General features: G+C 22.1%; 15 protein-coding genes and 1 pseudogene. 7 read left to right on the top strand and 9 right to left on the bottom strand.

The genetic code is table 4. From position 1 onward, the window contains the following. Position 1 precedes the first annotated feature (1 nt). The 7 genes from SPIRDC1_RS08305 to SPIRDC1_RS08275 all read right to left on the bottom strand — a co-directional run bounded on the left by SPIRDC1_RS08305 (position 2) and on the right by SPIRDC1_RS08275 (position 2,205). Positions 2 to 658: a PD-(D/E)XK nuclease family protein gene (locus SPIRDC1_RS08305; RefSeq protein WP_174481377.1), complete on the bottom strand. Its 657-nt coding sequence runs from the start codon at positions 656 to 658 to the stop codon at positions 2 to 4. Beyond that, positions 633 to 809: a hypothetical protein gene (locus SPIRDC1_RS08300; RefSeq protein WP_199188879.1), complete on the bottom strand. Its 177-nt coding sequence runs from the start codon at positions 807 to 809 to the stop codon at positions 633 to 635. Before SPIRDC1_RS08300 ends, SPIRDC1_RS08305 begins: the two co-directional genes overlap by 26 nt. 15 nt (positions 810 to 824) lie before the next feature. After that, entirely contained in the window at positions 825 to 1,034 is a 210-nt protein-coding gene (locus SPIRDC1_RS08295; RefSeq protein ID WP_174481376.1) for a hypothetical protein, read from the bottom strand. 5 nt (positions 1,035 to 1,039) lie between these two features. Continuing rightward, entirely contained in the window at positions 1,040 to 1,222 is a 183-nt protein-coding gene (locus SPIRDC1_RS08290; RefSeq protein WP_174481375.1) for a hypothetical protein, read from the bottom strand. Further along, complete coding sequence (locus SPIRDC1_RS08285) at positions 1,212 to 1,370, bottom strand: hypothetical protein (RefSeq protein WP_174481374.1); 159 nt, start codon at positions 1,368 to 1,370, stop codon at positions 1,212 to 1,214. The genes SPIRDC1_RS08290 and SPIRDC1_RS08285 overlap by 11 nt, the downstream gene beginning before the upstream one ends. 18 nt (positions 1,371 to 1,388) lie before the next feature. Then, entirely contained in the window at positions 1,389 to 1,586 is a 198-nt protein-coding gene (locus SPIRDC1_RS08280) for a hypothetical protein (RefSeq protein WP_174480508.1), read from the bottom strand. A gap of 130 nt (positions 1,587 to 1,716) precedes the next feature. Then, positions 1,717 to 2,205 (bottom strand): hypothetical protein, encoded by a 489-nt coding sequence (locus SPIRDC1_RS08275; RefSeq protein WP_174481373.1) that lies wholly within the window; start codon positions 2,203 to 2,205, stop codon positions 1,717 to 1,719. Positions 2,206 to 2,676: 471 nt separating this feature from the next. Between SPIRDC1_RS08275 and SPIRDC1_RS08270 the strand changes: the two genes are divergently transcribed. From SPIRDC1_RS08270 to SPIRDC1_RS08245, 7 genes and pseudogenes are all read left to right on the top strand, one after another. Next, on the top strand, positions 2,677 to 3,528 hold the full coding sequence (locus SPIRDC1_RS08270) for a hypothetical protein (protein ID WP_174481372.1): 852 nt from the start codon (positions 2,677 to 2,679) through the stop codon (positions 3,526 to 3,528). A gap of 3 nt (positions 3,529 to 3,531) precedes the next feature. Further along, positions 3,532 to 5,871 (top strand): hypothetical protein, encoded by a 2,340-nt coding sequence (locus SPIRDC1_RS08265; protein WP_174481371.1) that lies wholly within the window; start codon positions 3,532 to 3,534, stop codon positions 5,869 to 5,871. Between the two features lie 4 nt (positions 5,872 to 5,875). After that, positions 5,876 to 5,998 (top strand): hypothetical protein, encoded by a 123-nt coding sequence (locus SPIRDC1_RS10370; protein ID WP_255495889.1) that lies wholly within the window; start codon positions 5,876 to 5,878, stop codon positions 5,996 to 5,998. Positions 5,999 to 6,016: 18 nt separating this feature from the next. After that, a complete protein-coding gene (locus tag SPIRDC1_RS08260) occupies positions 6,017 to 6,334 on the top strand; it encodes a hypothetical protein (RefSeq protein ID WP_174481370.1) in 318 nt (105 codons plus the stop codon). Positions 6,335 to 6,383: 49 nt separating this feature from the next. Beyond that, positions 6,384 to 7,139: a hypothetical protein gene (locus tag SPIRDC1_RS08255; protein ID WP_174481369.1), complete on the top strand. Its 756-nt coding sequence runs from the start codon at positions 6,384 to 6,386 to the stop codon at positions 7,137 to 7,139. After that, positions 7,081 to 9,087 (top strand): hypothetical protein, encoded by a 2,007-nt coding sequence (locus SPIRDC1_RS08250; RefSeq protein ID WP_174481368.1) that lies wholly within the window; start codon positions 7,081 to 7,083, stop codon positions 9,085 to 9,087. The genes SPIRDC1_RS08255 and SPIRDC1_RS08250 overlap by 59 nt, the downstream gene beginning before the upstream one ends. A gap of 83 nt (positions 9,088 to 9,170) precedes the next feature. Beyond that, positions 9,171 to 10,409 (top strand): annotated as a pseudogene (locus SPIRDC1_RS08245) (IS256 family transposase). A gap of 91 nt (positions 10,410 to 10,500) precedes the next feature. Here SPIRDC1_RS08245 and SPIRDC1_RS08240 read toward each other — a convergent pair. Then, complete coding sequence (locus SPIRDC1_RS08240) at positions 10,501 to 10,782, bottom strand: hypothetical protein (RefSeq protein ID WP_174481367.1); 282 nt, start codon at positions 10,780 to 10,782, stop codon at positions 10,501 to 10,503. 150 nt (positions 10,783 to 10,932) lie between these two features. Next, positions 10,933 to 12,639, bottom strand: a complete 1,707-nt coding sequence (locus SPIRDC1_RS08235; RefSeq protein WP_174481366.1) for a terminase large subunit domain-containing protein — start codon at positions 12,637 to 12,639, stop codon at positions 10,933 to 10,935. Positions 12,640 to 12,657: the final 18 nt, after the last annotated feature.

Raw genomic sequence — 12,657 nt, 5'->3', positions numbered from 1 at the left:
TTTATTTTAATTCCTTTCATGTTCAAATTGCTTTTTCTCATTCAATTAATAATTCATTTGTTATTTCAACTTTTATTAATTCAATTTCATTTTCTTTAACTCAACATATAAAATGAGTATTTGATAATTCATAATTATTATTTTTTAATAATCAATAATATGCTATTATTTGTAATTTTGATTTTTCTAATAATTCTTTAGTAAAAACTTTATAAGTTTTAAAATCTACTATTATATTTAAATTATTTTCTTTATAAATTAAATCTGGTGTTCCAGCAACTATATCTGCATTAAACATTTTTTCACTAATATATTCATTAGTATTAATAAATTTAGTAGGTAAATAATCTAATAATGTATAACAATAATTTAAATAATTTTGTGAAAATAAATCTTTAATATAATTTTTAATTTGATTAGTTATATTTTTAATATTTATATTTTTAAAATATAATTCTGCTACTTTATGAACAAAATTACCACGAATTCTTGCATTATGAATATTAAAACAATGTTTACATTTATTACATTTACAATATGAATTACCTAAATAATAATCAAGTATTTTACTTACTGATATTAATTCTTTTTTATTTATAAAATATTGATGTGTTTCTTTTTTAAAAATTAAATTATTTTTTTGATTGTTTAATTGCATTTTTTATTAAATCCCTTACAAAATCATTCATAGTTATATTTCTTTCATAACAATATGTTTTTAATTCATAATGGTCATTTTTAGTAAGACGAATTTTTAAATTTTTAATTAATAATTTATCTTCATGTTTTTTAAGTGCTGCTGCTACCATTTATATTTTTCTCCTTTAACCTTTAATAATTCTTTTATAATCAATAATTGCTTGTTCTAATTTATTTACATTTTCATAATTAAAATAATCATTACTAATGTTTAATTCATAATCATCATCAATTCTAACGTCTAAACTATTTTCATATTTACTATTAAATTCTTCTTGTAATTCTTCAAATTTTTCTATTAATTTTCTTGCATTTTCTAATTCTAATCTATTCATTATTTTTACACTCCTTTAAAATTTTCTAATTGTAATTCATTAATATAATATTCTTCTAAGTAATCTCAATTATCACTTGTTAAATACATATCTTCTTCAATCATGTAATCTATACATTTATTACAATAATAACTATTATCTATTTCACTAATTCAAATATATTTTTCATTATGAATATTACATTTCATTTTTTTCACCTATTAATTTATAAAAACATTTATTACAAGTTCTATTTGCAAATGATGAATTTTTATGACAAATATCACATGAACCAAATATTTTTTCAATTTCTTCATATTTTAAATATATTCTTTTATCTTCTTTTAAATTAATCATTTATATTAACTCCTTTAATTAAGAATATTTAGAAGCAATAATTATTAATGTTAAAATCATAATAATTATTCAAATTGTTAAAAATACAATTCTACTTTTTCATGATTTTTTATAAAATTCTTTTTGTTCTTCAATTAATTCAATTTGTTCTTTTAATAATTTATTTTGTAATTCTTTATTATCTTCTTGTATTTCTAAATTATCTATTTCTTCCATTTTTACTCTCTTTCTATAATTTTTAATATTTCTTGTATTTCAATATATTTTTTATTTTTAAGTAATTTTTCATTACATAAATTTTTAATTAATTCTATTTTTTCAACATTTAATAACATATTAATTTCCTTTAATACTTTAAATAAAATATTTTTTCATTATGAGTATTTATATCTTTCATTGGTGTAACAATATAATTTATTGCTAAATCATTATCATTATATGGATTATTTATTTTAAAACTTTTCATATCTTTTTCTCATGTAATGTTATATTTAAAACATTCTTGATTTTTATCATTTTTAAAAATATAATAACCATTATATTGTTCATAAAATTCACAAGATATTAATTCATTTTCATTTGTAGTAATATCTGAAATATTTTTTATATATTTTAAAATATCACTACCTTTAATACTTTCAATATCTTTTGTAATTGATTTTTTACCTAATTGATAATTAAAATCTTCTATTATTTTTATTATTATTTTTTTATTTTTTTCATTAATATTAGTAAATTGTTTAGGAAATCATGTTTCATATTCACCAATTTCTAATAATATTCCATTATTTGTTTCTTGTATTTTAGTTTTTAAATCTAAACTAATATTTGGCATATAATATTCCTTTCTAATAAGTATTTTTACGTATAAGCCTTATCACCTACAGTGATAAAAGGCTTATATATATTTTTATTAATACGTATACGTAATATATTGTGCTTTCACTCTTGATGAGTGAAGCACATATACGTAAATAAAAATTATATTTAATAATTAATTTATTTATGTTATGATATTATTGATAACGTATGTATGTAATATATAACCCCCTTTATATGTAATAATTTAAAAATAATTAAAGAACAGGGTTTATGGTTATTGCATTTCTATACAAATTTAATTTCAATTTCATACAATAACAATTCAATAAAAATAAATAAATTACTCTTTTATACTCATGTAGTAGTATTTACATTTAGTACTCATAATTAGACTATCTACGAGAGTTTTAAAGTTTTTTTATTTAACAATTAAAAAATGAGAGTTTTATCTCTCATTTGTATTTTTATTAAATCGTATCCAAGTTTGCAATGCGCCCTTCATCAACTTGTTTTAAAAGCAAATCAAAGTTTTAAATATTTTGATATTAGATTTTATTTAAAAAAAGGTTTAAATAAATTTTGAAAAGATACTCCATATTTTGAAAAATTACGAGAAAGTATATATAAATTACAAGAAAAATTTGAAAAATTTGAAAAACAAGCATTTGAAAAAATTAATAAATTAAAAGAAAAAGCAACAGATTTATTTACTAGTGCAGAGAAAAAAGCAATTAAACATGCACAATTAATTCCATTAAATTCACCAGTATTTATGGGTTGTAAAATTCAACCTTTATCATTAGATAAATGTGCAATTACTATTTATCATCGCAATCCTAAATATAAACCAATTACAGTTGTTGATAGTATTCTTAAAGCAGAAACTTTTGTTACTCAAGTACATCCATTTCACTGATATCGTTGATATAGTGGTTGATACATTGGTTATGGTGTTAATCGTAATAAATGATTAAAAGCAATAGCATTTGCTCCACCAGTTTTACAACAAGTAATTAGAGATAGTTTTAAAGTATATAGAGAAATATTTAGAATAATAAGAACTTATCATAAAGTAGTAAATGTTATTAATAATCCTATTGAAAATATTAACAAATCATTTAAAAATGTTGGTTTAAAGTTTTCAGTTAATACTTTATTTGGTACAGGATTATTACATCATTTAGAAAAGTTTGCATATAGTCAAGTTGTAACAAAAAGTAAGAAAAAATTAAAAAAAGGTAAAAATAAAATACAAAAAGAAATTGAGCATATAACACATAAAAAAACAAAAAAACATACTCATCATTATAAACAAGCATTTTTTAAGGAATGATAAATTATGATTAATAAACTTTGAACTGATGTCAGTCTTGAAAATTATAATAACTGATATCCATTAACTGGAAAAATTACAGAAACGCCACAGCAATATATACAAACATGACCAATTGTTAATGATTGATTTAAAACTTTTGCTATTCGTGCTCAAAATGATATTAATGCTTATCTTGATTTTATTTTATCTAAATTTCCTTTTGATAGTTTTAAAGATGAATTAATTAAAGAAACATTAAGAGATATGGTTTATGTTATGGTTGAACATTGAGTATTTAATCGTACACCAATTGAATTTAATGTTGATGCTACTATTCAATTTAATAATGGTAATCAATTTAGTGCAAATAGTACTCCTACAATTAATGTTTGAGATTTAGCACCTAGTAGAATGAAAATATGAGCAAGATTAACAGAATTAAAACAAATATTTTCAAGTTATAATAATGATGAAATAGATGTTGAAAAAATTGACTTAAAAGCATTTTATACTAGAAATCAAGTTGATGAATTAATAAAAGAACAAAAAGAATTTACATTATTAAAACAAATTAAATTATATGATGATTTAGTTGATGATAATGAAAATGAAATATATAGAGGTCCTGTTAGTAAATTTATTAATAAAGGTTATGTTGCAACTGATTATGATAAAGAAACTGAAACAATGATTTTAGATTGACCAGATGAAATTGGAACATTACCACCAGAAGCATTACAAAATAATCCACAAATTGGTGATTATACACATGCACCAACTTGTGATTTTTCTGCTAAACAGCAAAAACGAATTACTACAAATGAAAATGAAATTACCAAATTAAATAGTGAATTAACTAAAACAAATGAAAACATTGATGATATCAAAAATAATTGATTTAATATTGAAACTAGTCCTTTATGAAAGAAAGTTGAAAATAATAATATAGAAACATTTAAATGATATTTTATTAAAATCAGTTATCAATATTCAACAGAAAATAACTTTATGAAATTTTATAAAGTAATTAAAATTTATTTAAATAATGTTTTTAATGAATTTGAATTGTTAAATGTTGATTCCATGACGTATAGTGAACAAATCCAAAATAAAAGAATTTTAAATACCGGAACGATTTACTATAACAATAAAAAGAAAGAATTTAGTGGTGGTGGTAATTCTTATCCTGAACGTGGAAAAATTAATTTAATTGGTGATATAAAAGAAATATATCAATATCAAGGAATAGATACGCCAACTGAATTTATAGCAGAAGAAAGTACTGAACGTGATTATTATACAAAAATAGAAACTAATAATTTATTAGATAAAAAACAAAATAAATTAATTGCTGGTGAAAATATTACTATTGATAAAGAAACTAATACTATTAGTACTACTGGTGGTAGTAGTGAATCATTATGAGAAGTAGACCCTAATAGTCCAAATATTATTCAACCTAAAGAAAAAAGAATTATTACTTCAAATAATACTAGAATTGTTGATATAGGTGAACCAGAACAAGAAAAAGATGCAACTACAAAACAATATGTTGATAATTTATTAGATAAAAAGCAAGATAAAGAAAAGTGATTAATAGTTGCTACAAGTGTTATAAATGGAGTTAATCAAACTATTACATATGATTGTAAAGAAAATAAAAGATATCGTATATGATTTAATTATGGTATTAGAAGACAAACATTAATATTATCTGATATTTATATTTATGAAGAATTTATTTATTCAAAAGGAAGTAATACTGAATTAACATTTGAAATAAATCATTCTCAACCTTATTTAATTTCTAATGGAACAAATACTCCAATATTTACTTGATTAGCTGGAAATACAAGAAACGGTAATTTATGAAAATTAGAAGAATTAGAAGAAAATAATGAAAATATTTATAAAATTACTAGTAATACATTAAATATTATTTCACCAAATAAAATTAATATGAATAAACCAATAAAAATTATTTCTAATAATTTAGAAACAAATGAAATTGAAGAAAATTGTTGAGATATTGAATTAAAAAATAATCCAATTCCAAGTATTCCAAAATGAAAAGAAGTAGGAACAAGAGAAAAAAATAAATGAGATAATTGACAAATTACTTATGATTTTAAAGAGAATAAACATTATAGAGTTTATTATTCTTGAAGTATGTATAATCCAGTTTATACTATTCAAGAATTTATTATAACTGATAAAAAAATTGCTGGTGTACAAATACAAACCTTTAATGATAGTGCTAATATAGTAATTTTATCAGTTCAACATGCTAAATTGATTACTATTTATACAGGAAAAGGTAATTTAAAAGGTAATGTATGAAAATTAGAAGAATTACAGGAATAATATTATGTTTTTTAAAATTATAAAAATTATTTTAGGTTTAATTGGAGTATTATTATCTTCTGCTGTTGCTGGTTTAATTATATTTATTATAGTAAAAATTGTATTAAAAATTAATCAAATATTTTAAAAAAAGGTGGTGAATATTATGTTAAGTCTATTTAAAAGAAAAGAAAAAAGTAATATTAGTGATAATCAAAATGAAAAAGTAAAATTTTTAACTAATAAAAATAAAAGTACACATGCTTCAATTTTAAATTATTTTGGTTTTAATGATTTTAATCATGAAACTTATTTTACTGATTTTGTAGCAGAAAATAATGCTAATTTATATAATGCTCCATTAGAAATTAATAATGAAACTATTAAACAATATTTAATTCAACAAGAATTTTATAGAAAAAATTGAAAGAGGCTTTTTAGTAATCTGTGTTTCTTTGTTTTACAAAGTACTAGTTCAGATTAATTCTGTCTTCAAATTTTATCATAAAATGAGCAATTGCTGTATTTCAATTTTGAATAGGCAATGTAAAAACCAATTTCCATTAGATTTTAACTCATTTATTAATAATCCTAATCTATTACAAGAACAAACACTAAATATTAATTATATACCAATAGCAATTATGCGAAATAAAGCAAATGAATTAGCAGATTGTGATAAAGTAATGGATAAAATTAAAGCATTAGATGTTATTTATGAACAAATTGTTTTAGATACCATTTTAAATTCACCTAAATTTATATTTAGTCAAACTTATGGTAATGTTCAATCAGCATTAGAAGAAGCAGTAAGAACTTTGGTTACTAAAAACTACATATTTAAAAGTGGCGGAGATAATAATGAACAAAATGAAAATATCAATATGACAAATAGTAATTTTAAAGGTAAAAATTTAACTGATATATACGATTGAAATGTTAATGAAATATTTAAACGTTGTGGTATTCATATACCAAGTCAAAAGAAATCTGCACAACAATCAGTTCCCGAAAGTACAGCAGTAAATATTTCAACTATTAATTATATTGAACAAAAATTATGACAATTTAATATTGATATTCTTAAATTTATTCAAATATTAGTGAGAATTGATAAAGATTTATTAAATAGTAAAACATTTAATATTAATGATGAACAAGAAATTAATAATTTAACAGTTAAACTAAAATTATTTAATCCCGAAAATAACCAATTAATAGGAGAAAACAATGGAAAACAACAACAACAAACCACAAACGAAGTTTCCACAGAAACAGAAGCAAACTAAACTTAATCAAGCAGAAGTAGAAAATGATTACTTAATTGATAATATTCCTTATGACTTTACTAATATGATGAGAGCTACTAGTGACCCAGATATTAATAGAGCATACGATGAATTTAAAAAAAGAACAATTTATATTTATGAAATTGAACGTTTATTTAAAAATAATGAAAATAATAGTTTAAAATTTTCAGCAAATACTATTAAAATAGGTTTTATTGATATTGATAAAGTATTAAAAACTACTGCTGTTGAAACATCAGACTTTACTATGCAATTAAATCAAAGAGCAAGTACTAATATTAATGATAATACTATTGAATATAGTATGACTGATATTAAAAATTTAACTTTTCAAGAAATAAATTTATTAAATCAATTTAAGTTATATGCAGTATCTATTAATGAACCATTAACTGAAAATAATATTGATAATTTATATATTATTAATAATTATTCACAACCTTATCAAAATCCAAAAACAAGAAGTACTAAAAGTATAACTATTATTAAAATTAAAGATTTTAAAACAAGAGATGGTTATCCAATCATTATTAAATTACAAAAACCATTAGATAAAGATACAAAAGTTATCGGTTTAAAAATTAAAGCTCCTAGAAGCATGATTTTTGGCAATATAAAGGTACTTGGTGAAGTTGACAATATGGAAGTATACCCAAAGTTATTTGTTAAAGATAAGATAGCATTTCCGCTATTATCAATGCCTATTGAAACCCAACCAAAAGTTAGAATATTACAACAATGATTTAGTGAACAAATATTACCTTGAAATTTAGCAAAACAATTTATTGGACAAGAAAAATCAGTTTTAGATTTGATTAAAATTAGTACTGGAACTGAAACAAGAAGAGAAGTTATTAAAAATGCAAGAGTTACACATGCTTGATTAGGATATGAATTTAGTAATGTTTTAGGTGGTAAATGACCACTAAAAAGTCAAAAAGAATTAAAAGATAAAGAAGTTTGAGATTTTGTAGGTGAAAGTAAATTTTATCAATATGTTGCAACTAATAATAGATTTGATGATATTGAAATTGAAATAAAAGATGCACCAACTAATGATAGTTTACAACAACTATTATTAGATATGCTAAGTTATACATATAACTACAATAGAAATTTTGAAGGTGCTACATATGATGATAAAGGTGTTCCAGACAATGAAATTGCAAAGTTAAGAGCAAAATTTGAAGGACAAAAACCCGAAGAAGTAATAACTAACTTATTTAAACAATGAAAATTGGATTATCGAAATTATATAAATTTATCACAAGTTCATATTTTTAAGAAACTAGTAATTATGTTATCAAATAATATTTATTCAATTATGTCAATTAATAAAGGTTTAAATGATGATAATAAAATATTATTACCTTATTATTTTGAATTAAAATCAAGTCCAATAAAACCTACTGGTAAAGATATTTGAAGATTTAAAGATACCAAAGTTATATTAAAATCTGAGTATTTTGATTTTACAGATATAAATAATATTAAACTGAAAAATAATGATATTAGTCAAAATGAATTATTTAAGTTAGATGATAACCAATTTAACTGATTATCTATAACCAATGAATTGGAAAGCAATAACATACCTTCATTAATTCCAGCAGATTGAACATTAGCAAATGGCGAATATGGAAAGTATTTTACAAGAACAATTATTGAAAAAAACAAAATTGAAAACGCTTTAAATTTATATGGTTCAAATAAATCTCAATTATTTTCTAAATTACAATTTTATAAAGAAATATCACAAATTGATAATAGTAGTGAATTTGAATTACAAATTGAAAATCCGATTAATAATTTAAATCGGATTGAAATTAGTGGTATATTTGGTGCTGAAAATTATAATTTAGTTTTAATAACTGATAAACAAGAAATTAATTTAACTAATATTACTTTATTTGATGGGAATGTTTAGTAATCTGTGTGACTTACAAAAATAACTATGTTTAATTAATTCTAGTAAATATAATTTATATATCTAGAAAGAGTGAGTTACAGATGGCTAAAAAAGATAATCTTAATAACAATGATCCAATATCAAAAGCAGTAGATTTATTATTAGAAAATACTGAGGATTTAACAACAGTTTTTAAAGAGGGAGGCTTATATAAAGAATTAACTAAACGATTGGTAGAAAAAATGTTGAATTCTGAGATGCAAAATTATTTAGGACACGAAAGAAATCAACGCAGTAATAATGACAATGTTCGTAATGGTACAACATCAAAAAAATTAATAACTCAACAAGGTAAAATTGAAATTGATGTACCAAGAGATCGCAATAGTAATTTTGAACCAGTAATAATCACAAAAAGACAGAGAAGATTTGATGGTTTTGATCAACAAGTTCTTTCACTATATGCAAAAGGTATGACTTTATCAGATATTAGAATGCAGTTGCAAGAGTTATATCATGGCGCAGATATTAGCGAAAGCGTAATTAGTCAAATTACTGATGATGTCATTGATGATGTCAAAGCATGGCAAAATCGTCCATTAGATAGTGTTTATCCAATCATTTATTTTGATTGTATCGTAGTTAAAGTACGTCAGGATAAACGTATTATTAACAAATCAGTTTATATAGCTTTAGGAGTTGATTTAGAAGGTAAAAAAGATGTTTTAGGTTTATGAATTAGTGAAAATGAAGGTGCTAAATTCTGATTAAATAATTTTACAGAAATGAAAAATCGAGGCTTAAATGATATTCTTATTGCTTGTAGTGATAATTTAACAGGCATGTCAGAGGCAATACAATCAGTTTATCCTAAAACTGAACATCAATTATGCATAGTTCATCAAATTAGAAATAGCTTAAAATATGTTTCATACAAACATCGAAAGTCTCTAGTTATCGATTTAAAGCCAATTTATACAGCATGTAGTGAAGAACAAGCAATGCAAGCTTTAGAATAATTTGAAAGTAAATGAAATAAACAATATCCACAAATTGCTAAATCTTGATATAAAAATTGAGAAAATTTAATGGTTTTTATTAGTTATCCAGCAGAAATTAAAAGGGTAATTTATACTACAAATGCTATTGAATCTGTTAATATCCAATTACGAAAAGTTATTAGAAATAAAAAAGTTTTTCCTAATGATATGGCAGTTTTTAAAATTTTTTACTTAGCAATTGAAAATATCACAAAAAAATGAACATTGCCTATTCAAAATTGAAATACAGCAATTGCTCATTTTATGATAAAATTTGAAGACAGAATTAATCTGAACTAGTACTTTGTAAAACAAAGAAACACAGATTACTAAAAAGCCTCTATTTGATAAATACAATGAGAATATTTCTTATATAAATTTAGAAATATAATTATTCAAAATAATTATCTGTATAAGTACCATCCCATTTCACATCTTCATCATGATGTTTAATTTTAGAAAAATACAATCTAGTTTTATCAGGGCTATATCATTTATTTCATCAAATAGTTGTATCACCATATACTCTTTCACCATTTGGTTTTAAAAATGAATTTTCCATATTATGGGTAAGCATCCCCCCCATGATTAATCCTATTGTTCCAGTTGTAGCACCAGTTAATGCTAATGCTAATGTTATTTTATTTAAATTTGTTTTTATTCATGTTTTCATAATAAATTTCTCCTTTTTTCCTTGATTTTACTTATAAATTGTACTATTTTTGATTATTTTTACAAGTATGCTTTTAAATGCAAAATAACGCATAAATTAAAGGCGTTTATTTTATGATACCTATACTATTAATTGTATTATACTTGTTTGTTATATTGCAAATGTGAAGATGCTTTTTTTCACAGTAGCATTATTTTTACCCCTAATTACATTTTTGTATGGATATAGTGCATAAAACAAAGCATCATAAGGGTCTTGATACATATTTTTGTCAGGAATATTAGTTTTTGTTTCATCATAACGTAATTCTTCTAAACATTGAGTTGTTTTTGGTAAATCATCTTTATTTGCATAAAAATTTCCATAACTCATAATATTTCTCATTCAAACTACTCTATTAGTTAATCCAGCTTCTTGATTTAAATTTGAAGCATGTTTAATAGCAGTTTGTGTTATTAAAATAGTATTATGTTCATCTATTAATTTTTGATTTAATCAATCCATTGCTGTTCTTGCTTTATCATCATAAAAATAAATTGCTTGTTCAAAATTTTCAAAATTATCCATTAATCCTAAAATTTCATTTACATAAGCATTAATTTTTTCATTTTCATTTATAAAGTCATTTGGTGTAACTACTAATTCACAAATAATATAAGCATCATAATAACCAGTATTATTATATTCTTTAAAACCAACTACCATAAATACAGTATGGTCTTTTGGTCCCGTAGCTCAATCAATACCAACACTATAAAAATCAAATTTATACATTTCTTTTTCTTGATTATAAAATTGTTTTAAATCGTATAATTGTCAATATTTTACAGTTTTTTGAAATGGAAAAATTGTTGCATCACTATCTAAAAATTCAAAACCATAAAAAACAGTATTAAATTCATCGGGATTACTTTTTTTCATTTCTAATAATGTTCTTTTTTGAATGTCTGGTAATTTATTTCAAAATGGTTGAATAGTAAATCTTAATATAAATAAACCTAAACCACTAAACATTTCTTTATTTTCATAATAAACTTTACCAACTTTTTTAAGATTTTCCATAATTTTATCATTTAATGGTAAAAATGGCGTGCAATACTTTAAATAAAATGGATGGTATTTATCATATGGATTACATGTAAAAGTAATGAAAAAACTTTTATAAAAATAACGAGTAATCTTTTGTCCAAAAGTAGTACTATATATATTTTTATCAATAAATGTTCAACTTCACTTTTTAATAGGTTCATTTGATACTTTAATACGATTACTTCTAAACATAGAGTTTTGTAAACGTTCATATCGATATGTTAATTGCTTTTCAGTTAATGTTTCTTTTTCTTCTGCCATAATAATTTCATCTGTTCTTGAACCTAAAAAACTTGAACCACCTGCTTCTTTTCCAAAAATCTTATTACCATTAGCATAACCAATAAAATCAATTTGTTGATTACTTGGAAAGATAATACATCCCCCATCCTTAGTAATTTTTCATTTAATGCCATGTGGATTATTAGGTAATAAATTAATATTATATGTATCTAATAAAACTTGACAAACATTCATTAAAGCACCAATTGTAGTTTCACTATGAGTATTTTCATATCTTCTTACTTCTTGAACACTACTATCTCTAAAATTACAACATATAAATAAATCAAATGCTAAACAGTTTCAAGTTTTTCTTGTTCCACGTGCAGTTGGTACAAAACGATAAAAACAATTGGTAGTAAAAAATTCTGCTCATTCATCACCAACAAATTGTTTAAAAATATCTCAACTAAAACCATAATTATTATCACTAAAATTAAGATTATATTTTTTATTTAATTGTGCATAACTAGTGATAAAAGCCATATTTACTCCTTATTAACA

This window comes from Spiroplasma endosymbiont of Danaus chrysippus (assembly GCF_902809815.1).
In the GTDB taxonomy this organism is placed as follows: Bacteria; Bacillota_I; Bacilli_A; order Mycoplasmatales; family VBWQ01; genus Spiroplasma_E.
The sequence above is the reverse complement of the archived record's forward strand: the minus strand, read 5'-3'. Positions and strand labels throughout refer to the sequence as shown.